Origin of the sequence: Pseudomonas sp. KCJK9111 (assembly GCF_046231935.1) — a bacterium.
Taxonomy (GTDB): domain Bacteria; phylum Pseudomonadota; class Gammaproteobacteria; order Pseudomonadales; family Pseudomonadaceae; genus Aquipseudomonas; species Aquipseudomonas parafulva_B.
Genome location: NZ_JBJJMO010000038.1, coordinates 1 through 21836, shown reverse-complemented (window position 1 = coordinate 21836; position 21836 = coordinate 1). Strand labels below are relative to the sequence as shown.

The 21836-nt window shown below is 63.9% G+C and carries 18 protein-coding genes, 1 pseudogene and 1 riboswitch; of the genes and pseudogenes, 13 read left to right on the top strand and 6 right to left on the bottom strand.

Going from position 1 to position 21836, the window contains the following annotated elements:
* The first annotated feature begins 2 nt into the window (after nucleotides 1-2).
* Nucleotides 3-1274 carry a lipid IV(A) 3-deoxy-D-manno-octulosonic acid transferase gene (waaA, locus tag ACK59L_RS13915; RefSeq protein ID WP_196124466.1) on the top strand — a complete coding sequence of 424 codons (1272 nt, stop codon included), beginning with the start codon at nucleotides 3-5 and terminating at the stop codon, nucleotides 1272-1274.
* Between the two features lie 83 nt (nucleotides 1275-1357).
* On the opposite strand, the gene ACK59L_RS13910 is transcribed toward waaA, so the two are convergent.
* Entirely contained in the window at nucleotides 1358-2791 is a 1434-nt protein-coding gene (locus tag ACK59L_RS13910) for a TolC family outer membrane protein (RefSeq protein WP_058604002.1), read from the bottom strand.
* Between the two features lie 160 nt (nucleotides 2792-2951).
* Nucleotides 2952-3058, top strand: a riboswitch (TPP riboswitch).
* Between the two features lie 154 nt (nucleotides 3059-3212).
* On the opposite strand from ACK59L_RS13910, the gene thiC reads away from it, so the two are divergent.
* Nucleotides 3213-5093: a phosphomethylpyrimidine synthase ThiC gene (thiC, locus tag ACK59L_RS13905; RefSeq protein WP_196136606.1), complete on the top strand. Its 1881-nt coding sequence runs from the start codon at nucleotides 3213-3215 to the stop codon at nucleotides 5091-5093.
* Between the two features lie 109 nt (nucleotides 5094-5202).
* Complete coding sequence (gene cytX, locus ACK59L_RS13900) at nucleotides 5203-6486, top strand: putative hydroxymethylpyrimidine transporter CytX (RefSeq protein ID WP_409274225.1); 1284 nt, start codon at nucleotides 5203-5205, stop codon at nucleotides 6484-6486.
* Here the strand turns inward: cytX and ACK59L_RS13895 are convergent.
* A complete protein-coding gene (locus ACK59L_RS13895) occupies nucleotides 6455-7201 on the bottom strand; it encodes an RsiV family protein (RefSeq protein ID WP_023533033.1) in 747 nt (248 codons plus the stop codon). The two genes, cytX and ACK59L_RS13895, sit on opposite strands and share 32 nt — an antisense overlap.
* 185 nt (nucleotides 7202-7386) lie before the next feature.
* Here ACK59L_RS13895 and ACK59L_RS13890 point away from each other — a divergent pair, with 185 nt between their 5' ends.
* The 9 genes from ACK59L_RS13890 (at nucleotide 7387) to ACK59L_RS13850 (ending at nucleotide 16692) form a co-directional block, all read left to right on the top strand.
* On the top strand, nucleotides 7387-8004 hold the full coding sequence (locus tag ACK59L_RS13890) for an NUDIX domain-containing protein (RefSeq protein WP_023532940.1): 618 nt from the start codon (nucleotides 7387-7389) through the stop codon (nucleotides 8002-8004).
* A complete protein-coding gene (locus tag ACK59L_RS13885) occupies nucleotides 7959-8447 on the top strand; it encodes a DUF1249 domain-containing protein (RefSeq protein WP_205885101.1) in 489 nt (162 codons plus the stop codon). Before ACK59L_RS13890 ends, ACK59L_RS13885 begins: the two co-directional genes overlap by 46 nt.
* A 12-nt stretch (nucleotides 8448-8459) precedes the next feature.
* Nucleotides 8460-9260 carry a 3',5'-cyclic-AMP phosphodiesterase gene (cpdA, locus tag ACK59L_RS13880; protein ID WP_409274222.1) on the top strand — a complete coding sequence of 267 codons (801 nt, stop codon included), beginning with the start codon at nucleotides 8460-8462 and terminating at the stop codon, nucleotides 9258-9260.
* Between the two features lie 237 nt (nucleotides 9261-9497).
* A complete protein-coding gene (locus ACK59L_RS13875; RefSeq protein ID WP_409274220.1) occupies nucleotides 9498-10106 on the top strand; it encodes a YqiA/YcfP family alpha/beta fold hydrolase in 609 nt (202 codons plus the stop codon).
* A gap of 34 nt (nucleotides 10107-10140) precedes the next feature.
* Nucleotides 10141-12045: a DNA topoisomerase IV subunit B gene (parE, locus tag ACK59L_RS13870; protein ID WP_058603996.1), complete on the top strand. Its 1905-nt coding sequence runs from the start codon at nucleotides 10141-10143 to the stop codon at nucleotides 12043-12045.
* The gene (locus ACK59L_RS13865) at nucleotides 12042-13028 is read left to right on the top strand and encodes an esterase-like activity of phytase family protein (protein WP_409274218.1); all 987 of its coding nucleotides are present in this window, start codon (nucleotides 12042-12044) and stop codon (nucleotides 13026-13028) included. The genes parE and ACK59L_RS13865 overlap by 4 nt, the downstream gene beginning before the upstream one ends.
* Entirely contained in the window at nucleotides 13025-13543 is a 519-nt protein-coding gene (locus ACK59L_RS13860; RefSeq protein WP_058638923.1) for a TIGR02281 family clan AA aspartic protease, read from the top strand. The genes ACK59L_RS13865 and ACK59L_RS13860 overlap by 4 nt, the downstream gene beginning before the upstream one ends.
* Nucleotides 13544-13553: 10 nt before the next feature.
* On the top strand, nucleotides 13554-15809 hold the full coding sequence (gene parC / locus ACK59L_RS13855; RefSeq protein WP_409274216.1) for a DNA topoisomerase IV subunit A: 2256 nt from the start codon (nucleotides 13554-13556) through the stop codon (nucleotides 15807-15809).
* A 172-nt stretch (nucleotides 15810-15981) separates the two neighbouring features.
* A complete protein-coding gene (locus tag ACK59L_RS13850; protein WP_023532908.1) occupies nucleotides 15982-16692 on the top strand; it encodes a membrane integrity-associated transporter subunit PqiC in 711 nt (236 codons plus the stop codon).
* An 85-nt stretch (nucleotides 16693-16777) separates the two neighbouring features.
* On the opposite strand, the gene ACK59L_RS13845 is transcribed toward ACK59L_RS13850, so the two are convergent.
* Nucleotides 16778-18220 carry a histidine kinase gene (locus tag ACK59L_RS13845; RefSeq protein WP_196136599.1) on the bottom strand — a complete coding sequence of 481 codons (1443 nt, stop codon included), beginning with the start codon at nucleotides 18218-18220 and terminating at the stop codon, nucleotides 16778-16780.
* Nucleotides 18221-18354: 134 nt separating this feature from the next.
* Between ACK59L_RS13845 and serB the strand changes: the two genes are divergently transcribed.
* Nucleotides 18355-19569, top strand: coding sequence for a phosphoserine phosphatase SerB (serB, locus tag ACK59L_RS13840; RefSeq protein WP_058604066.1), 1215 nt, complete (start codon nucleotides 18355-18357; stop codon nucleotides 19567-19569).
* A 66-nt stretch (nucleotides 19570-19635) separates the two neighbouring features.
* Here the strand turns inward: serB and asd are convergent, their stop codons facing one another.
* The 3 genes and pseudogenes from asd to ACK59L_RS13825 all read right to left on the bottom strand — a co-directional run.
* Nucleotides 19636-20499 (bottom strand): archaetidylserine decarboxylase, encoded by an 864-nt coding sequence (gene asd, locus ACK59L_RS13835; RefSeq protein ID WP_058638926.1) that lies wholly within the window; start codon nucleotides 20497-20499, stop codon nucleotides 19636-19638.
* Between the two features lie 9 nt (nucleotides 20500-20508).
* The gene (locus ACK59L_RS13830) at nucleotides 20509-21318 is read right to left on the bottom strand and encodes a rhodanese-like domain-containing protein (RefSeq protein WP_078477904.1); all 810 of its coding nucleotides are present in this window, start codon (nucleotides 21316-21318) and stop codon (nucleotides 20509-20511) included.
* Between the two features lie 43 nt (nucleotides 21319-21361).
* Nucleotides 21362-21836: pseudogene (locus ACK59L_RS13825) on the bottom strand (histidine kinase); the annotation flags it as partial.

The window sequence follows — 21836 nt, the reverse complement described above, 5'->3', positions numbered from 1 at the left end:
CCATGAACAGAACCCTCTACACCTTGCTGTTTCACCTGGGCCTGCCACTGCTGGCGCTGCGCCTGTACTTGCGTGCGCGCAAGGCCCCTGCCTACGGCCGCCGCCTCGGTGAGCGGTTTGCCTTCAGGCTACCGGCCATGCGCAAAGGTGGCATCTGGGTGCATGCCGTCTCGGTGGGCGAAAGCATTGCAGCCGCGCCCATGGTGCGCGCCCTGCTCAAGGCCTACCCAGAGCTGCCGATTACACTGACGTGCATGACGCCCACCGGGTCGGAGCGCATTCGCGCCCTGTTCGGCGATGAACCCCGGGTCCAGCATTGCTACTTGCCATATGACCTGCCGTGGGCGGCAGGGCGCTTTCTCGACCATGTGCAGCCAAGGCTGGGCGTGATCATGGAAACCGAACTCTGGCCCAATCACATCCATCAGTGCGCCAGGCGCGGCATTCCCGTGGCGCTGGCCAACGCGCGCTTGTCAGAACGCTCGGCCCGTGGCTACGGGCGGTTTGCCAGGCTGACCCGGCCCATGCTGGCCGAAATGAGCCTGATTGCTGCGCAGACCGAAGTCGAGGCCCAGCGCTTTCTTGCACTCGGAGCGCGTACTGGCTGCGTGCAGGTGACCGGCTCGATCAAGTTCGACCTGAAGATCGATGAGCACCTGGTGCCGCGGGCCCAGGCCTTGCGCCAGCAATGGGCCGCCGCTTCGCGCCCGGTGTGGATCGCCGCCAGCACCCACGATGGCGAAGATGCCCTGGTCCTGCAGGCGCACCGGCAGTTGCTGCAGGTGCATGGGGATGCGCTGTTGATCCTGGTGCCCCGGCATCCGGAGCGCTTTGAGGCGGTCCATGCCTTATGCAGCCAGCAGTTTGCCACGGTGCGTCGCTCCACCGGGCTGCCGGTGCTTGCACAAACCCAAGTGCTGCTGGGCGACACCATGGGTGAGTTGCTGTTCTTGTATGCCCTGGCCGACATGGCGTTCGTCGGCGGCAGCCTGGTGCCGACCGGCGGACACAACCCGTTGGAACCGGCAGCCCTGGCACTACCGGTGCTGATGGGGCCGCACGTGTTCAATTTTCTCGAGATCAGTGCCATGTTGCGCGAGGCGGGCGGGTTGCAGCAGGTCGATGACGCCCAGGGGCTGGCCGGTGCCGTGCAGCGGCTGGTCGAATTACCGCAAGATGCCCGGCGCATGGGTGAGGCGGGCAGGGCGGTGATGAGGGCCAATCAGGGGGCGTTGCAGCGCTTGCTCGAGGGATTGGAAAAGTTGATGCCCTGAGCTCACCACGGGGGCGGTGGCTGCGGTTGGCGTGATCAGGGGGCCGCTTTTGCGGCCCATCTTGCAGTTCGGACAGCCCGCCCTCAGGGCCTGCGCTCGAAATTCTTCGCCGCCGCTGCCGCCAGGTCCGGTGGCAGGAAATCCTTGTCCGGGTTGTAGTCGGGTTTCAGGTAGCGCTTGAGGTCCTGCAGGTCTTGTGGGCTCAGCGTACCGGCTGCCTGTTTCAGGCTCAGGTTGTCGAGGATGTAGGCGTACCGGCTGTTGTTGTAGTCGCGCACCGAGGTGTACAGCTGGCGCTGGGCGTCGAGCACATCGACGATGTTGCGGGTGCCCACCTGATAGCCGATTTCGGTAGCCTCAAGTGCGCTCTGGTTGGAAATGATCGACTGCTTGCGCGCCTGCACCTGTTCGACGTCGGTGTTCACCGCGCGGTGCAGGTTGCGGGTGTTCTCCACCACCTGGCGGCGCAGGCTTTCGCGCTGCTGCTCGCTCTGGCTCAGGCGTTGATAGGCTTCGCGGACCTGTGAACTGGTCAGCCCGCCGCTGTAGATGGGGATGTTCAACTGCAAGCCAACGGTGGTCTGCTCTACGTCGCCGCCATAGCGAACACCCAGCGGTGAAGGGTTGCTAAAGCCCAGGTTGTCGTTGTCACCCTTCTGGTATTTGGCCACGGCATCCACGGTCGGGGCGTGACCGGCCTTGCGCTGACGCAGCGTTTCTTCCGCTGCGGACACTGCGTAGTTGGTCGCCAGCAGGTTGAGGTTCTGCCGGCCTGCGGTTTCGACCCAGGCCTTGGCGTCGTTGGGCACGGGCACCTGCACCGGCAGGCTGTGCACCACACCTTGGATAGCGGTGTACTCCCGGTTGGTCAGGGTGACCAACGCCTCGAAGGCGTCCTGCACCTGACGGTCGGCGATGATGCGGTTGGCGCGGGCCGTGTCGTAACTGGCCTGGGACTGCAGCACGTCGGTCTTGTCCGAAAGCCCCACGTCGAAACGCTCGTTGGACTGGTCGAGCTGACGCTTGAGGGCCGCTTCCTCGGCCTTGCTGGCCGCCAGGTTGTCCTGTGCACGCAGCACCGCGAAGTAGCTTTGCGCCGTCTGCAGGATCAGGTTCTGCTCGGTGGCAGACAGCTCAAGCGCGGCCTGTTCGTTGACCGCTTCGGCAGCCTGCAACTGGAACCAGCGGTCGGCGCGGAAGATGGGCTGGGCCAGGGTCGCGCTCCAGGCATTGCCGCTGCGGTTGGATGTGATCGACGGCTCGTCGAGCTTGGTGCGGGTGCTTTGCATTTCGGCACCGGCCGACAGGTTGGGCAGCAAGCCGGCACGGGCCTGGGGCACGATTTCGCGACGCGCGCCGTAGTCGGCGCGAGCGGCGGCCAGATCGGCGTTGTTCTGTACCGCTTCCTGGTAAACGCTCACCAGATCGGTCTTCACCGTAGCCGGCACGTCCGCTGCCCAGGCCATCGTCTGGGACGCACAAGACACGGCCAGGGCCAGTGAGAGTTTGCGCAGCATAGGGGCAATCCTTGTACGAAATGTAATTACTGAACTGTTGAGTTTCGTGTGATGACGCAGTGTAGTGCTACGCGCACCGGGCAACAATCACCCCGGATGCCGTTGATCATTCCCGGGATTGCTCGCTTGGCTTTGCCGGCAACTCCAGTCTAGACTGCGCATGTTCTTGTCGGGGTGCCTTGAAGCAAAGGCTGAGATCGCATAGGTGCGGATCCCGTTGAACCTGATCAGGTTAGCGCCTGCGTAGGGAACAAGATTGCTCGCCTTCCCGGGGAGCCTCTTGTGCCAGGTCCGGGAAAGCATCGGCTGTTTGCAGCCCATGACACCCCGTCTTTGGCACCGCACCCGTCTAGGAGTGCGTCCGCGTCCTTCAGGTTCACCCCGACATTCCACTGCTAGGAAGCCGTCTGGAGAGCCTGTGATGACCCAACAAGAAAAAGCGATGAACCTCAGCGAATCGGCGCAAGTCGATCAGCAGTCCGTGCAGCCGTTTCCGCGCTCGCGCAAGGTTTATGTCCAGGGCTCGCGCCCGGATATTCGCGTACCGATGCGCGCGATCAGCTTGGCCGACACGCCCACCGATTTTGGGGGTGAGAGCAATGCGCCCGTGCTGGTCTACGACACTTCCGGCCCTTACACCGACCCAGAGGTGTTGATCGACGTGCGCAAGGGCCTGGCCGACGTGCGTTCGGCCTGGATCGACGCACGGGGTGACACCGAGCGCCTGAGCGGGCTGAGCTCCCACTTCGGCCAGCAGCGCCTGAACGACGCCGAACTGGCCAAGCTGCGCTTCGCCCATGTCCGCAACCCGCGTCGTGCCAAGCCAGGCGCCAATGTGTCGCAGATGCATTACGCCCGCCAGGGTATCATCACCGCCGAGATGGAATACGTGGCCATCCGCGAGAACATGAAGCTGCAGGAGGCCCGGGCGGCAGGCCTGCTCGATACGCAGCATGCCGGTCACAGCTTCGGCGCCAGCATTCCCAAGGAAATCACCCCCGAGTTCGTACGTGAGGAAGTGGCCCGTGGCCGCGCCATCATCCCGGCCAACATCAACCATACCGAGCTGGAGCCGATGATCATCGGCCGCAACTTCCTGGTGAAGATCAACGGCAACATCGGCAACAGTGCGCTGGGTTCGTCCATCGAAGAAGAAGTGGCCAAGCTCACCTGGGGCATTCGCTGGGGCTCGGACACCGTCATGGACTTGTCCACCGGCAAGCACATCCATGAAACCCGCGAGTGGATCATTCGCAACTCCCCCGTGCCCATCGGCACCGTTCCCATCTACCAGGCATTGGAAAAGGTTGGCGGTGTGGCCGAGGACCTGACCTGGGAGCTGTTTCGCGACACGCTGATCGAACAGGCCGAGCAGGGCGTGGACTACTTCACCATCCATGCCGGGGTGCTGCTGCGCTATGTACCGCTGACCGCCAAGCGCGTCACCGGCATCGTCAGCCGGGGTGGCTCGATCATGGCCAAGTGGTGCCTGGCGCATCACCAGGAGAACTTCCTGTACACCCACTTCGATGAAATCTGCGAAATCATGAAGGCCTACGACGTCAGCTTCTCGCTGGGCGATGGCCTGCGCCCAGGCTCGATCGCCGACGCCAACGATGCGGCGCAGTTCGGCGAGCTGGAAACCCTGGGCGAACTGACCAAGATCGCCTGGAAGCACGATGTGCAATGCATGATCGAAGGCCCTGGCCATGTGCCGATGCAGTTGATCAAGGAGAACATGGACAAGCAGCTCGAGTGCTGTGACGAAGCGCCGTTCTACACCCTGGGCCCGCTGACCACCGACATCGCCCCTGGCTACGACCACATCACCTCCGGCATCGGGGCGGCCATGATCGGCTGGTTCGGCTGCGCCATGCTCTGCTATGTGACGCCCAAGGAACACCTGGGGCTGCCTGACAAGGACGACGTCAAGACCGGCATCATCACCTACAAGATTGCAGCCCATGCAGCCGACCTGGCCAAAGGTCACCCAGGGGCCCAGATTCGCGATAACGCGTTGTCGAAGGCGCGCTTCGAGTTTCGCTGGGAAGATCAGTTCAACCTGGGGTTGGACCCTGACACGGCGCGTGCCTTCCACGACGAAACCCTGCCCAAGGAGTCGGCCAAGGTGGCGCATTTCTGCTCCATGTGCGGGCCGAAGTTCTGCTCCATGAAGATCACCCAGGAAGTGCGTGAATACGCTGCCCGGATCGAAACCGTGGACGTCTCGGTGGAGCAGGGCATGCGCGAGCAGGCCGAGCGCTTCCGCCAGGCCGGCAGCCAGCTGTACCACAAGGTCTGAGGCGCAGCCTTTGGGCCAAGGTGGGCGCAAGCAGGTCGCGAAGCAGGTACCTGGTTAGCCGCCTGCCTTGCGCCCACCCCTACAATCACATTGCCGAGTGCGAGCAAGCATGACCACGTCCAGTCAATTCTCCCCCGATCATCCCATTCCCAACGGCCAACGCGTGTTCGGCGGCCGCGACCTGTTTTCACTATGGTTTTCCCTAGGCATCGGCCTGATGGTGCTGCAAGTCGGTGCCATGCTGGCGCCGGGCCTTGGCCTGTCCGGGGCTATCCTGGCCATCGCCGTGGGCACCGGGGTCGGTGTGTTGTTGTTGGGTGCTGCCGGTGTGATCGGCAGTGACACCGGTTTGTCCGCCATGGGTACGCTCAAGCTCAGCCTGGGGACGCAAGGTGCGCGCTTGCCAGCACTGCTCAACGTGTTGCAGCTGATAGGCTGGGGCGCCTTCGAGATCATCGTCATGCGCGATGCTGCCAGCCTGCTGGGTGCACGAGCCTTCGGTGAGGCCAGCGTGTGGAACAGCCCGGTACTGTGGACGCTGTGTTTCGGCGCGCTGGCCACCGGGCTTGCGGTCAGCGGGCCGTTGGCCTTCGTGCGCAAGATCCTGCGGGCCTGGGGTATCTGGCTGCTGCTGGGCGCCTGTGCCTGGCTGACCTGGAACCTGTTCGCCAAGGCTGACCTGGCGACGCTGTGGCAACGCGGCGGGGATGGGTCGATGTCGCTGGCCGTGGGCTTTGACATCGTCATCGCCATGCCCCTGTCGTGGTTGCCGCTGATTGCCGACTATTCGCGGTTTGCCCGTGACGGCAGGCAGGTGTTCGGCAGTACGGTGGTGGGGTACTTCATCGGCAACACCTGGCTGATGAGCCTGGGGGTGGCCTACACCCTGGCCTTCGCGGCGCAGGGCGAAGTCAATGCCCTGCTACTGGCGCTCGCCGGGGCCGGCATGGGTATTCCGTTGTTGCTGATTCTGCTCGACGAATCGGAAAAAGCCTTCGCCGATATTCATTCGGCGGCGGTCTCCGCCGGGGTGCTGGCACGCGTGAAGGTAGAACACCTGGCCCTGGCCATCGGTGTGCTGTGCACGTTGATCGCCCTGTTGGCACCGCTTGCGCAGTACGAGAACTTCCTGCTGCTGATAGGCTCGGTGTTCGCCCCGCTGTTCGGCGTGGTGCTGATGGACCATTACTGGGTTCGCCGTCGCAGCGTTCCAGCCCATGTGGGGGCGCTGCACTGGCCGGCATTGCTGGCATGGGCGGCAGGGGTGGCGGCGTATCACATCATCGCCGCCCAGGCGCCGGACCTGGGCGCGACCCTGCCGGCGCTGGTGCTGGCAGGGGTGTTATATGGCGTGTTGAACCTCAGCCGCGGCCGGGGAACAGTTCGGGCTTGATCACGCCATTGAGGCGTGGGTAAGGGATTTTCAGCTCCACATGGCCCATGGAATACGGCGCGATGGCGTACACCTCGTACTTCACCACCACCGCGCCGTAGGTCAGGGCGATATGGGGCGAGCGCTTGAATGGCCAGGTCTTGATGAACTCGGCATCCTTGTCCATGCCGACACTGATCAGCCAGGCGCGGTGCGATTCCTCCACCGTCTTCCAGAACGTTTCTTCCTGGCCCGGGACCAGCATGTCCTGCAGGGTCAGGACCTTGTCCAGCTTGCGTGAATAGTTGATGAAGGCACGTCCTGGCATGCCATGGGCGCCACCGGTATCCAGGTAGCTGGACAGCTCGATGATCACCAGCCCGTCATGCTGTTCGCGTACCTTGGCCTGCAAGTAGCTGCTGTTGCGCTTCTCGGCGCTGGCCAGGTAGTGCTGTTCGTAGGCTTGCAACGTGGTCGGTGCTGCCCCGTGCTGGTTGTCCTCGGTCAGCTGCAGCAGGCGCTTTTCGACAATACCGTCGAGCTTGGGCAACGCCGGGAAATGCACGGTGTCAATATTCACCAACGGGCAATCACGCTCGCTGCAGCCTGGCTTGACGTGCTCCCAGGCTTCGCGCTTGACCTCGAGCGGTGCTCGGTAGTTAGGGGCGAACAGGCTCTGGCATGCGCCCAGCGCCAAGGCCAGCACAGCGATGGATGTCAGTTTGACAAGTGTCATGATGATCCTTGCAAGAACAGGGAAAAGTCGGCCTTTGACCGTCGGCATGGCCTTCAGTTCGCCACTAAGCTAACAGAGACCGGGCCCGCTGTGCCATGTACGCCAACGGTTGTCGCCGGGGGGTGAAACGTGCCAGCGTGCAGAGTAGGATGGCGCGATGCAGCAGCGATGCAACGAGGATTTTCATGTCGGATACGTTGAATTCAGTGCCCCAGGCGGTCGAGATCGTCAAGCGGGACAAGTGCTTCCAGGGCTTTTACAGGCTCGACAAGCTGCACCTTCGCCATGAGCTGTTCGCCGGTGGAATGGGCCGGGAAATCAGCCGTGAGCTGTTCGTGCGCCATGACGCGGTGTGCGTTTTGCCGTACGACCCGCAGCGCGATGAAGTGGTCCTGATCGAGCAGTTTCGTGTGGGCGCCTTGGACAAGGTCGCCAACCCCTGGCTGATCGAGATGGTCGCCGGGCTGATCGACAAGGACGAGCAGCCAGAAGAAGTGGCGCACCGTGAGGCCGAGGAAGAGGCCGGCCTGACGTTCAGCGCGCTGTGGCCGATGACGCGCTACTTCCCTTCGCCAGGCGGCAGTGACGAATACGTCCACCTGTTCCTTGGCCGCTGCAGCGCCGAGGGTGCCGGTGGCCTGCACGGGCTGGAGTCTGAAGGCGAGGATATCCGGGTGCGCGTGTGGTCGTTCGAGGATGCCTTGCAGGCGGTACGCGACGGGCGCATCTGCAATGCCGCGACCATCATCGGCTTGCAATGGCTCGCCCTGAACCGCGACGAAGTTCGAGGTATGTGGAAGTGAACCTGCTGCGCGAGCGCTACCGGGTCGACCTGGCCGGATTGCAGGCCGCCTGCGAGGCCAACTATGCCCGGCTGATGCGCCTGCTGCCGGACATGCGCACCACCCAGAGCTCGCGTAGCATCGGCATGACCCAGGGTGACCAGATGCTGGGCGTGCTGGTGCTCGACGTGGTCCTGGCCTGCCCCTACACCACCACGCTGCGCATACGCCAAGAGCACAGCCTGCCCTGGCTGCCGGTCCCGGTCATGGAGGTGCAGGTTTACCACGACGCCCGCATGGCCGAAGTGGTGAGCGCCGAGCACGCCAGGCGTCTGCGCAGCATCTATCCTTACCCCAACGCCGCCATGCACCAGCCGGACGAAAAAGCCCAGCTGAACCTGTTCCTGGGTGAATGGCTTTCCCACTGCCTGGCCTGCGGCCACGAACTGGTAAGCGCTCGCTGAAAGGAGACGGCCTTGCCGCACTTGAACCCTGCCGGCACCGTTAACGTGGTGCACCTGACCGACGCCCATCTGTTCGCAAGCCCCGAGGGCAGCATGCTAGGCCTCAATACCCGCGACAGCCTGCGCCATGTGGTGCGGCAGGCATTGCGCGAGCAGAGCGACACGCACCTGTTGTTGTGCACGGGGGACTTGTCCCAGGACGCCAGCGTTGCTTCCTACGCGGCCTTTGAGCAATTGACCGCAGGCTTTGCTGCGCCGGCGCGCTGGCTGCCGGGCAACCATGACGAAGCGCAGGTGATGGCGCAGGTGGCGCCCGAGTTGGTGCAGCCGGTTACCGACATCGGGGCCTGGCGCATCGTCATGCTCGACACAGCAGTGCCAGGAGCGGCCCATGGTTGGCTGCAGGATACCCAGCTCAGCCTGCTGGAAACTGCATTGCGCACGTCAGGGGAGCGCCACTGCCTGGTGTGCCTGCACCATCAACCGGTCGACATCGGCTGTGCATGGATCGCCCCCATCGGCCTGCGCAACGCCGATGCGCTGTTCGCCGTGATCGATCATCACCCCCAGGTGCGCGCGCTGTTGTGGGGGCACGTGCATCAGGAATGGGATCAATGGCGCGGCGACCTGCGGCTGCTGGCCACGCCTTCGACCTGTATCCAGTTCGCCCCAGGCAGTGACGATTTCGAGGTAAGCCAGCAGCATCCTGGCTATCGCTGGATCCGCTTGCAGGCTGATGGGACGGTGGACACGGGGGTGGAGCGGGCAGTGGATTTCGAGGTCAGGCTCGATTTCGATAGCCCGGGGTATTGAACCGCGCGGGCTGTCCTGCACCCGCTCTCCAAGCGAGCGCGTTTCCATATAGATGCCGGTCAGGCCCCCATCCCGCCGCTTGCACCGAAACTGCGAATCCACCCAGTGACTCTCCATCCTGCCCGTCGGGGAATGTGTTTCAGAAAAACCGGCGCGGCGCCAAAACCTTGCGAACGCGATACACTGCGCGTCCCTGCGCCTGCCTACAGGCGCAACGCTACAGCTTTCGGGGGCAGCATGTCGGGTTCCATCCTCTATATACACGGCTTCAACAGCTCGCCGTTGTCAGCCAAGGCCAGGCAGCTTCAGGCCGTCATGCAGCACCTCGGGCTGATCGACCGGCTGCGCCTGCCAGGGCTGCATCATCATCCCCGCCAGGCCATCGAGCAGCTTGAAGGTTGCATCGCCGAACTGGGCGCGCCGTTGCTGGTGGGCAGTTCACTGGGCGGCTACTATGCCACCTACCTGGCTGAGCGCCATGGCCTCAAGGCCTTGCTGGTCAACCCCGCCGTAGGGCCGCACCGCCTATTCGACGGCTATTTGGGTACCCAGCACAACCATCACACAGGCCAGGCGTGGGAGTTGACCCTTGACCACGTCCAGGCGCTGGCCGAACTGGAGGTCCCGCCCCCTACGGACCCAAGCCGCTACCAGGTATGGTTGCAGACCGGCGACGAAACCCTGGACTATCGCCACGCTGAGCGGTACTACCGCCACTGCGCGCTGCGTATCCAGGCCGGTGGCGACCACAGCTTCCAAGGCTTCGCCGAGCGCCTGCCGGCCCTACTGGCCTTCGCCGGTGTTGCCCCGACGCAGTACGCTGCACTCGATTTTTCTGTATTTTGATTTTTTGCATTCACCAGACTGACAACGAGACCCCATGGCCAATCCCAGCGCTAGCGCCTATAACGCAGACGCCATCGAAGTCCTCTCGGGCCTTGACCCGGTTCGCAAGCGGCCGGGCATGTATACCGACACCAGCCGCCCCAACCACCTGGCCCAGGAAGTCATCGACAACAGTGTCGACGAAGCCCTCGCCGGCCACGCCCGTTCGGTGCAGGTCATCCTGCACGCCGACCATTCGCTGGAAGTCAGCGACGATGGTCGCGGCATGCCAGTGGACATCCACCCTGAAGAAGGCGTGTCGGGCGTCGAACTGATCCTCACCAAGCTGCATGCCGGCGGTAAGTTCTCCAACAAGAACTACCAATTCTCCGGCGGCCTCCATGGCGTCGGTATTTCGGTGGTCAACGCCTTGTCCACGCAGGTGCGCGTGCGGGTGAAGCGTGACGGCAACGAATACCAGATGACCTTTGCCGATGGCTTCAAGTCAAGCGAGCTGGAAGTGGTCGGCACGGTCGGCAAGCGCAACACCGGCACCAGCGTCTATTTCAGCCCCGACCCCAAGTACTTCGATTCCCCGCGGTTCTCCATCAGCCGGCTCAAGCACGTACTCAAGGCCAAGGCCGTGCTCTGCCCAGGCCTGCTGGTCAGTTTCGAGGACAAGGCCAGCGGCGAGAAGGTGGAGTGGCACTACGAAGACGGCCTGCGCTCCTACCTCGTGGATTCGGTCAGTGACTTCCAGCGCCTGCCCGACGAGCCGTTCTGCGGCAGCCTGGCCGGCAACAAGGAAGCGGTCGACTGGGCCCTGCTGTGGCTGCCCGAAGGGGGCGACAGCATTCAGGAAAGCTACGTCAACCTGATCCCCACGGCCCAGGGCGGCACCCATGTCAACGGCCTTCGCCAAGGCTTGCTGGACGCGATGCGTGAGTTCTGCGAGTTCCGCAACCTGCTGCCCCGTGGCGTGAAGCTGGCCCCGGAAGACGTCTGGGAGCGCATCACCTTCGTGCTGTCGATGAAGATGCAGGACCCACAGTTCTCCGGGCAGACCAAGGAACGCCTTTCCTCGCGCGAAGCCGCCGCCTTCGTCTCAGGCGTGGTCAAGGATGCCTTCAGCCTGTGGCTCAACGCCCACCCGGAGCTGGGCATGCAGCTGGCCGAGTTGGCCATCAGCAACGCCGGTCGCCGCCTGAAGGCCAGCAAGAAGGTCGAGCGCAAGCGCATCACCCAGGGCCCCGCACTGCCGGGCAAGCTGGCCGATTGCGCGGGCCAGGACCCGATGCGCGCCGAGCTGTTCCTGGTCGAGGGCGACTCGGCCGGTGGTTCGGCCAAGCAGGCGCGTGACAAAGAGTTCCAGGCGATCCTGCCGCTGCGCGGCAAGATCCTCAACACCTGGGAAGTGGACGGCGGTGAAGTGCTCGCCAGCCAGGAAGTGCACAACATCGCCGTCGCCATTGGCGTGGACCCAGGCGCTACCGACCTGGCGCAGCTTCGTTACGGCAAGGTGTGCATCCTGGCCGACGCCGACTCCGACGGCCTGCACATCGCCACCCTGCTGTGCGCGCTGTTCGTGCAGCATTTCCGGGCACTGGTCGAAGCCGGTCATGTGTATGTGGCCATGCCGCCGCTGTACCGTATCGACCTGGGCAAGGAAATCTACTATGCCCTGGATGAAGCCGAACGAGACGGCATTCTCGACCGCCTGGTGGCAGAGAAAAAGCGCGGCAAGCCGCAGGTTACCCGCTTCAAGGGCCTGGGCGAGATGAACCCGCCCCAGTTGCGCGAAACCACCATGGACCCCAACACTCGGCGCCTGGTCCAGCTCACCCTGGACGACGTGCAGACCACATGCGAGCTGATGGACAAGCTGCTGGCCAAGAAGCGTGCCGGGGATCGCAAGGCCTGGCTGGAAACCAAGGGCAACCTGGCCGAGGTCATGGTTTGATTCGTTGGCTCCTGGCGGCTTGCCTGCCGCTGGTGGCCTTGCCGACCCTGGCAGACACCTGGCCTGAACTTGAACTGATCGGCGAGCATCCCGTCGATGGCATGCGTGCCGGTAACCTGTCGGGCCTTGCGCAATGCCGGGGTAGCTTATGGGGTGTCTCGGATCGGGACGACGACCGCCTCTACCGTTTCGAACTCAAGGACGGTGCGTGGCAGGCGCAGGCAGTGGCGTTCGACCCACCACCGGTGCCGGAGAGTGGCTTGCCGTGGGGGCTGAAGATGCGGACCTGGCTGGCGTCGTGGCTGCGCGGTGGCGACCTTGATTTCGAGGGCATCACCTGTGACCAGGCCGGCAACCTGTACCTGGTCAGCGAGGCGCATGCCGCCGTGCTGCAACTGCCTGTTTCGGGCGCGCCGCACTGGCTGAAGATCGACTCGGCCATGGTGCGCCAGGCACGGGCCAGCGGCATGCTGCTGAACTTCAATGCGCTGTTCGAAGGCGTGGCCGTCAACCCTGCCGGCGATCGCCTGTGGCTGGCTGGCGAGCGTGAGCGCCGTGGGCTGGTGGCCATCGAGCGCCAACAGTCGGTGTGGGCCTGCGGGCGACGCTGCGTCCTGTTCAGCGAAGCCGGTGTAGAGATGCAGCCGCCGCAGCTACCCGATGCGCGACCGGTTTCGCGGGACTTTGCCGACCTGGCCTGGTTCGACGGCAAACTGTTCACGCTCGAGCGCAATGCCTATCGCATCTGTCGCCGCGATGCCGACAGCGGTCAGATCGAGCGCTGCTGGTCGTTTGCGGCCGACGCGTTGACCGAGCCACGCCGCTATGACCAGCTGTTCGGTGTGGCCGAGGCGCTAGTGGTCGACGCCGAGGGGGCGTGGATCGGCCTGGACAACAATGAAGGCGCGCGTGCCGATGGCGAGCGCCGGCCGATCGTCTGGCGCTTTGCTGCCCCTGCCGGCGGCTGGAGTACCAAGCCGTGAGCCAGGCACCGGGCAAGCGGGCGGGCAGGGTGCTGATGATCCTGGCCTGGGCGGCGGCGCTGTTCCTGGCCACGCGCTTCTTCGGGCAATGGGAAGACCGCCAGCGCAACCCCAATGCCCAGGTCCAGTCCTCCCATGGACAAGGGTTTGTCGAGGTGCGCCTGCTGGGTAATGGCCAGGGCCACTTCGTCGCCGATGGCGCCATCAATGGCCAGGTGGTGCATTTCATGCTCGACACCGGTGCCACCGATGTCGCCATACCCGAATCCCTGGCCGACGGCCTTGCGCTCAAGCGTGGCAGCCCGGTGACCGTCAGCACCGCCAACGGTCGCACACAAGGCTATCGCACCCGGCTGGACAGCCTGCAATTGGGCGATATCCACCTGCGCGACATTCGCGCGATCGTGGTGCCGGGCCTGGATGGCACCACCGTGCTGTTGGGCATGAGCGCCTTGAAACAACTTGAATTTACCCAGCGCGGCGGCACCATGCTGCTGCGCCAGAACCTGAAATGACGAGGCTCGCATGAGCGAACTACAAGACAGTCTGGACGGCGTCGAACGCCGCTCGTTGGCTGACTTCACCGAACAGGCCTACCTCAACTACTCCATGTACGTGATCATGGACCGGGCCTTGCCGCATATCGGCGACGGCCTCAAGCCTGTGCAGCGGCGCATTGTCTACGCCATGAGCGAGCTGGGCCTGGACGCCGATGCCAAGCACAAGAAGTCGGCGCGCACCGTGGGCGATGTGCTCGGCAAGTTCCACCCCCACGGGGACTCGGCCTGCTACGAGGCCATGGTGCTGATGGCGCAGCCCTTCAGCTACCGCTACACACTGGTGGACGGCCAGGGCAACTGGGGCGCGCCGGACGATCCCAAGTCGTTTGCCGCCATGCGTTATACCGAAGCACGGCTGTCGCGGTATGCCGAGGTGCTGCTCGACGAAGTCGGCCAAGGTACCGTGGATTGGGTGCCCAACTTCGACGGCACCTTGCAGGAACCGGCGGTGTTGCCCGCGCGCCTGCCCAACATTCTGCTCAACGGCACCACCGGCATCGCCGTGGGCATGGCCACCGACGTGCCGCCGCACAACCTGCGCGAGGTGGCCAGTGCCTGCGTGCGCTTGCTCGACGAGCCAAAGGCTTCCATCGAGCAGTTGTGCGAGCACATCCAGGGGCCCGATTACCCGACCGAGGCAGAGATCGTCACGCCTCGGGCCGACATTCTCAAGATGTATGAAAGCGGGCGTGGTTCGATTCGCATGCGTGCAGTGTACCGGGTCGAGGATGGCGATATCGTCGTCACGGCGTTACCGCACCAGGTGTCCGGCGCCAAGGTACTGGAGCAGATCGCCGCACAGATGCAGGCCAAGAAGCTGCCGATGGTCGCTGACCTGCGCGATGAGTCCGATCACGAAAACCCCTGCCGCATCGTCATCATCCCGCGCTCCAATCGCGTGGATGCCGACGAGCTGATGCAGCACCTGTTCGCCACCACCGACCTTGAAAGCAGCTACCGGGTCAACGTCAACATCATCGGCCTGGACGGCCGCCCGCAACTGAAGAACCTGCGGGCGCTGCTGCTGGAATGGTTGGAGTTCCGTACCGGCACTGTCCGGCGGCGCTTGCAGCATCGCCTGGACAAGGTCGAAAAACGCCTGCACTTGCTGGACGGCTTGCTCACTGCCTTCCTCAATCTGGACGAAGTGATTCATATCATCCGTACCGAGGAACATCCCAAGCAGGCGCTGATCGCCCGCTTCGCCCTCACCGAGATCCAGGCCGATTACATCCTGGAAACCCGCCTGCGCCAGCTCGCTCGGCTGGAAGAGATGAAAATCCGTGGCGAGCAGGACGAGCTGCTCAAGGAGCAGGCCAAGCTGCAGGCACTGCTGGGCAGCGAGGCCAAGTTGCGCAAATTGGTGCGCAGCGAATTGATCAAGGATGCTCAGACCTATGGCGATGACCGACGCTCGCCCATCGTGGCGCGGGCAGAAGCCAAGGCGCTCTCGGAAAACGAGCTGATGCCGACCGAGCCCGTCACGGTGGTGCTGTCGGAGAAAGGCTGGGTAAGGTGTGCCAAGGGGCATGACATCGATGCCACGGGCCTGTCTTATAAAGCCGGGGATGGGTTCAAGGCCGCAGCCGCAGGGCGCTCGAACCAATTTGCCGTGCTCATCGACTCCACCGGCCGAAGTTATTCGGTGGCCGCCCACAGCCTGCCGTCAGCCCGTGGCCAGGGCGAGCCCCTGACCGGGCGCTTGACGCCGCCACCGGGCGCCACTTTCGAGTGCGTGCTGCTGCCCGAAGACGATGCGCTCTACGTGGTGGCCTCCGATGCCGGCTACGGGTTCGTGGTCAAGGGTGAAGACCTGCAGGCCAAGAACAAGGCCGGCAAAGGGCTGCTCAGCCTGCCCAACGGCGCCAAGGTGATGACGCCGCGACCGGTGGCCAACCGGGAGCAGGACTGGTTGGCAGCGGTAACCACCGAAGGCCGTCTACTGGTGTTCAAGGTCAGTGATCTGCCGCAGTTGGGCAAGGGCAAGGGCAACAAGATCATCGGCGTGCCCGGTGACCGGGTCGCCAGCCGGGAAGAGTACGTCACCGACCTTGCCGTGGTGGCCGAAGGGGCCACGCTGGTGCTGCAAGCCGGCAAGCGGACCCTGTCACTCAAGGGCGATGACCTAGAGCACTACAAGGGCGAGCGTGGCAGGCGCGGCAGCAAGTTGCCCCGTGGCTTCCAGCGAGTCGATGGGCTGCAGGTCGAATTGCCCGCCTGAGCATCCGACAGGCCCGCAATGGCGATTTCACCGCCGTTGCGGGCAGAAATGCTGGAGTCGGGCACTTATTTCGCGGATGATATGCCCCCTGCGGTGCCGGCGTAGCCGTGTGCCCGTTTGAATCCATACGTATCACTGCGGCGTGCCTGAAGGCAGCCGCCTGGATGGGATGATGAAATTTCTGCGCCTTCCCTTTGCGCTGTTGATGACGGGTCTATTGGGCCTTGGCGGGTGCACCATGCACCAGCCGGTTGCCTTGTACCAGCTCGACAGCGGTGATCCTGGCCAGCCGTCGCAACATGCGGGCATGGCTGTCGTACTCGGCCCGGTTTCGGTGGCCGACTATCTGCAACGTGAGACGTTCCTGCAACGCCAGGCCGACGGCAGCCTCAGTGCTGCGACCGACGGGCGCTGGGCCGGCAGCCTGTCCTCGGATATCGACCAGTTGCTGGTGCGGCAGCTGGCCTGGCGTCTGGACAGCCAGCGCGTGGTGCTGGCGCCGGCGACGGCAGGTTTCAGCCCGGACGTGCAAGTGCTGCTATCGATCACGCGACTGGACTCTGGCAAGAACCAACCCGCGGTTCTGGATGCACAATGGCGCGTGCTCGACCGCCGTGGTCAGGTGCGTGACAACCGCATCGTACATTTAGAGCAGAAGCATGAAGGCAGCGAGGCCTCGCAGGTCCAGGCGCAAGGGCAACTGCTGCAGAAGCTGGCCGAGCAACTAAGCACTGCGGTCAAGCCGTTGGCAAACCAGCCGGCCATCGCCGAAGCCGCACCCAAGAAGCCTGCAGCGCCTGTGCAGGTCAAGAAGCAGCCCGAGAAATCCAAAATCCCGATGGCCTCGCCGATTCGTACCGACATGGAAGTGTATCGGTTCTGATCAAAGACCAGCCATGAAAAAGCCCGCATCAAGGCGGGCTTTTTCGTGGGCGCTGTACGGCGCCGCGCAGCGACCCTGTAATGGCTCAGGCGCGGCGTTCGTGCATGCGGGCCAGTTGGCGCTCCAGCATCGAGGGGTATGGCTCCATTAAGCGCTCCACACAGCAGGCGCCTTCCGGGCTTGCAATGGGGCGGATGCGAGCACGCTGGCGGATCAAACCGTCGTCGTTGACCTTGCGCTCGACCAGCAGCAGGTTGCGGCTGTGTTGAGACAGTGCCAGCGCATCCTGCACTTTCTCAGCCATCAGCAGGTCGACCAGTTCCAGGCCATCGAGGTCATTGCTCATGGCAAGGCCCAGTTGCAGTTGCAAGGTGATGCCGCTGTCAGCGACGTCGATCTGCAAGGCATGGCCCAAGGCACGTAGCAACTCACCGCAACAGATGGCATTGGTAAGGTAGTCCTCGCCGCACTGGCGGCTGTGGAACAGGACCAACGTACTGCCATCGTTGAGGGTGTGGGTTTCGCCCTCGTACAGTGAGGCGGCATGCTCCAGGCACTCCTGATAGCGCTCGGTAAGCTCGGTCAAGCGGGTGCGCGGCAAACGCCGCAGCTGCTCCTGGGAACCCAGCTGCACGGCAAGCACTGCGCTGAACTGGGGCTCATCGGACTCCACTTCGATCGCATGCGCCGGTGTGTCGTCCAGCAGGCCGGCGAATGCCTCGTCGTCATCGTCCGCGCTGGTCACGGTAGTGCGCTGGGCAGGCTTGGAAACGGGGGCGGGCGCTTCATCGAAGTGCTCGTCTTCCTCGGGCTCCGGTTCCGGCTCTGGCGGAGGCGGTGGCGCCAGTCGGGCGTGCAGTTGCCGGGCGATGTCGCCGATCTCGTCCTGGCGGTCGGTGGCGGGCGTGTAATACTGCGGGTCGCGCAACCAGACCCGCAGTTGCAGCAGCGGCAAGGTGATGAATCGGCCCTGGCGCAGGCTCAAGGTCAGGGCGAGCACCAGCAGAATGGCCGCCAGGATAGCCATGCTCTGCATGCTGATCAGCATGGGCTGCTGGAACTGGCTCATGTCCAGGCTCATGCGCAGTTGCCCGGCGGCCACGTCCTGGAAGGTGATCTTGGTCTGATAGACGCCCTCGGCCTCACCCAGCAGGCTGTTGCGCGGACGCTGGCCTGCCTCGGCAAGGATGCGGTTGTCGACACTGTAGATGGCGGCATGCGCCACCAGCGGGTTCTTCACCAGGTTGCCCAGCAGCACGTTGAGGCTGAGGATATCGTTGGCCACCAGCAACTCGGTCGCCGACGTGGCCGTCTGGGTCGTCAGGCTCTGGCCCACGGCATCGGCCTGGTCGTGCATGGCCTGCTTGAACTGCAACCCCATTACGCAGGCATAGATCACCAGCGCCAGGGCCACCAGGAAAATGTTGGTGCAGGCGATGCGCAATGCCAATGGCACGCGACGTTGACTCAGGGCGCGATAGATCATCAGGAAGAAATTGTCTGTTTTGACTGAGGTGGGCCGGTTCACTGAGCTCGGCTCTTAATGGCATGAAGTGGGGGGCAGTATAGCGACACGGGTTTTGTCGGCAAAGTATCGTTAGCGCCCGATGGTCACGGAAAATCGGTAGAATGCGCATTTTTCATCGAAGTCGGAGCCTGGTTGTGCGCGAAATCGTCCTGATCAACATCACCGGTGAGGACCGCCCCGGTCTTACCGCTGCCATCACTGGCGTCCTGCTGCAGGGCGGTGTGAGCATTCTCGACATCGGCCTGGCGGTGATGCACGGCACGCTGTCGTTCGGCATCCTGGTGGATATCCCGGATAACGAAGTGGCGACCAAGCTGCTGCAGAGTGTCCAGGCCAAGGCGCACGAGCTGAACTTGCAGGCGCGCTACACACCGATTTCCGAAGCGGACTACCAGCACTGGGCCGATGGCCATGGTGAAGCACGGCACGTGGTGACCCTGCTTAGCCGCAAGATCTCGCCCGACCAGTTGCAGCGTGTCAGCGCCATCATCAGCCAGCACGGGCTGACCATCGAGCGCATCGAGCGCCTGTCGGCTCGAGTGGCGCTGGACGCGGACACCAGCAAGGGCAAGGCCGCGGTGGAGATTTCGGTTCGCGGCGAGCCTGACGATGGCCAGGCGTTGCGCGCCGAGTTCTTTGCCTTGTCCGAGGCCCTGAGCATCGACATCGCCTTCCAGCGGGACGACCTGTTCCGCCGCAACCGCCGCCTGGCCGTGTTCGACATGGATTCGACCCTGATCGAGGCCGAAGTGATCGACGAGCTGGCCAAGGCCGCTGGCGTGGGCGAGCAGGTCGCGGCAATCACCGAGCGGGCCATGCGGGGCGAGTTGGACTTCCGGGCCAGTTTCAAGGAACGCATGGCGCTGCTCAAGGGCCTGGATGTCAGCGTACTGGATGAAATCGGCGCATCGCTGCGCTTGACCGAGGGCGCGGAAAACCTCTTTGCCGAGCTCAAGCGCCTGGGTTACAAGACCGCCATTTTGTCGGGTGGCTTCACCTACTTCGCCCGCCAGGTACAGGCGCGCCTGGGCATCGACTATGTCTTTGCCAATGAGCTGGAAGTGGTCGACGGCAAGGTGACTGGCGTGGCGGTGGAGCCTATCGTCGATGCCCAGCGCAAGGCCGAGCTGCTCCAGCAACTGGCCAGTGAGGAGGGCCTGCAACTGGAACAGACCATCGCCGTGGGTGATGGCGCGAACGACCTGCCGATGCTGGCGTTGGCGGGGCTGGGCGTGGCCTTCCGCGCCAAGCCGCTGGTGCGTCAGTCGGCCAAGCAGGCGATTTCCACGCTGGGCCTTGATGGTGTGCTGTACCTGCTGGGCCTGCGCGATCGCGATACCCGCGGCTGATCCAGCCTGCGCAGACCCCAGGGTTTTGGCGTTAGCGCCCGAACCCTAGGGCCACGTCTCGGGCCATCACGCCTGCAGCGGCGTGGCCAACAGCTGGCCCATGCGCACCGCCGAGGCGGCGCCCACGTGATCGGCCCATTTGACCTGGTCGGGGCCGAACAGCACGATCGCCGTCGAACCCAGCTTGAACCGACCCAGTTCGGCGCCTTTTTCCAGGTGAATTGGCGCACGGCTGGCATCGTCGTAGCGGAAGGTCTTGAGCTCGCGCTTGGGCGGCGTGACCAGCCCTGCCCAGACGGTCTCGATGGAGGCCACGATCATGGCACCGACCAAGACAACCGCCATCGGGCCGCGCTCGGTGTCGAACAGGCAGACCACCCGCTCATTGCGAGCGAACAGTTCGGGCACGTTTTCTGCGGTGGTCTGGTTTACCGAGAACAGCCGCCCCGGCACGTAGACCATCTCGCGCAGCGTGCCTGCCAGCGGCATGTGCACGCGGTGGTAGTCCTTGGGTGACAGGTAGACAGTGGCAAACTCGCCGCCCATGAAGGGGGCTGCCAGGGCCGGGTCGCCGCCCAGCAGTTCCTGTGCGCTGTAACTGTGGCCCTTGGCCTGGAAGATGCGGCCGTGCTCAATCGGGCCAACCTGGCTCACTGCACCGTCGGCCGGGCACAGGATGGCGCCGGGGGTCTGGTCCAGGGGGCGTGCGCCTGGTTTCAGGGCGCGGGTGAAGAATGCGTTGAAGTGCTCGTAGGCGGTCAAGTCTTCGACCAGCGCCTCACGCATGTCGACCTGGTAGCGCTTGGCAAACCAGGCGGTGAAGGCGTTCTTGAACCAGCGGGCGCGGCACTCGGCAACGCAGCCGGCCAGGCGCGACAGCAGGTGATGCGGCAGCAGGTACTGGCTGATGATGAACAGACGGGATTTCATTCAGTTTCCTTAAACTTCGACAGGCGTGTCCGGGTGGTTGCCCCACTCGCTCCAGGAGCCAGCGTACGCTTTGACTCGCGGGTAGCCCAGGGCCTTTGCCACCAGATAAGTGAAGCCGGAGCGGCGATGCGTCTGGCAGTGGGTGATCACTTCCTTGTCAGGCGTGATGCCAAGGGACTGCAGCACTTCGGCGATGTCCGGGCGGATGCGCAGATGGTCATTGAGATCCATGCCGGCGGTCCATTCGAAATTGACCGCACCAGGTATGTGCCCGCCTTTGGCCGCGAGCATTTTTTCGCCGGTGAATTCCTGTGGGGCGCGAGCATCCCAGATGGCCAGGTCATCGGCGCCCAGGCGGCTTTGCAGGTACTCGCGGGTGGCGGTGGGTTCCGAATGCAGTTGCAAACTCACCGGCCGGGTACCCTTGGCAGGCACATCGGTACTGAGCCGGTCGGCCGGCCAGGTCTGGATGCCACCGTTGAGATAGTGGTACCGGGTGTGACCGATCACATCGAGCAACCAGATGAAGCGGCCAGCCCAGCCACCGCCATCATCGTCATACACCACGTAGACCGCATCGCTGCGGTGGCCCAGTTCGCCGAACAGCTTTTCCAGGTCGCTCTGCGGCGGTAGCAGCCCAGGCGCAGGCGGCTGGCCGAGCTGGGTCCGCTTGCCCTCGACGAAATGCGCGCCCGGGATATGCCCGCTGACGTAACGATTGGCGCTGCTGAGGTCGACCAGGATCAAGTCGGGCGAGCCCAGGCGTGGCAACAGGTCGGCGGCTTCGATCACCAGCGGCAGGCCGGAAAAGTCGGTCATCCACGGTCTCCAGTGTGCAAAGGGGGCGATTGTAGCGCAAGGCTCAGCCCTTGCGGTTGGCAAACACCGACAGCGCCCGTTCGATGCATTGCGAGGTTTTGCCAAAAGCCTGCACGCTGAGGTCGGCCAGGGGCCGGCACCCCTGGTCGGCCACCAATAACATGACCACCTGGTCATTGACCGCCAGCGAGCGCAGCAGGACATGCTCGCCTCGGAACAGGGCACGCAAGGGCGGCGGCAACAACGAGGCGAACTGCGTGTGGTTCTCGGGCGTGATGCGCAGTTGCCCGGCCTTGGACATCAGCTTTTGCAGCAGCTTGTTCGCCGCCACCGGCAATACCAGGCTGGTCGCCTCTTTCGCTAGCCCGGCCGCCTGTTGCACGCGCAGGCAGTCATTGGTCCGGTCCAGGCCAAGCAGCAGCAGGCGTTGCATGCCGCACGCCAGTACCGCCTCACGGGCTTGGGCCGACAGGTGCACGGTATTGGTGAAAGGGCTGGGCTGGGCCAGCAAGTCCTGG

Bases quoted from the DNA above. Each gene is read 5' to 3' on its own strand.
- waaA (WP_196124466.1), top strand. From the start codon at position 3: ATGAACAGAACCCTCTACACCTTGCTGTTTCACCTGGGCCTGCCACTG.
- ACK59L_RS13910 (WP_058604002.1), bottom strand. From the start codon at position 2,791: ATGCTGCGCAAACTCTCACTGGCCCTGGCCGTGTCTTGTGCGTCCCAG.
- thiC (WP_196136606.1), top strand. From the start codon at position 3,213: ATGACCCAACAAGAAAAAGCGATGAACCTCAGCGAATCGGCGCAAGTC.
- cytX (WP_409274225.1), top strand. From the start codon at position 5,203: ATGACCACGTCCAGTCAATTCTCCCCCGATCATCCCATTCCCAACGGC.
- ACK59L_RS13895 (WP_023533033.1), bottom strand. From the start codon at position 7,201: ATGACACTTGTCAAACTGACATCCATCGCTGTGCTGGCCTTGGCGCTG.
- ACK59L_RS13890 (WP_023532940.1), top strand. From the start codon at position 7,387: ATGTCGGATACGTTGAATTCAGTGCCCCAGGCGGTCGAGATCGTCAAG.
- ACK59L_RS13885 (WP_205885101.1), top strand. From the start codon at position 7,959: ATGGCTCGCCCTGAACCGCGACGAAGTTCGAGGTATGTGGAAGTGAAC.
- ACK59L_RS13875 (WP_409274220.1), top strand. From the start codon at position 9,498: ATGTCGGGTTCCATCCTCTATATACACGGCTTCAACAGCTCGCCGTTG.
- parE (WP_058603996.1), top strand. From the start codon at position 10,141: ATGGCCAATCCCAGCGCTAGCGCCTATAACGCAGACGCCATCGAAGTC.
- parC (WP_409274216.1), top strand. From the start codon at position 13,554: ATGAGCGAACTACAAGACAGTCTGGACGGCGTCGAACGCCGCTCGTTG.
- ACK59L_RS13850 (WP_023532908.1), top strand. From the start codon at position 15,982: ATGAAATTTCTGCGCCTTCCCTTTGCGCTGTTGATGACGGGTCTATTG.
- asd (WP_058638926.1), bottom strand. From the start codon at position 20,499: ATGAAATCCCGTCTGTTCATCATCAGCCAGTACCTGCTGCCGCATCAC.
- ACK59L_RS13830 (WP_078477904.1), bottom strand. From the start codon at position 21,318: ATGACCGACTTTTCCGGCCTGCCGCTGGTGATCGAAGCCGCCGACCTG.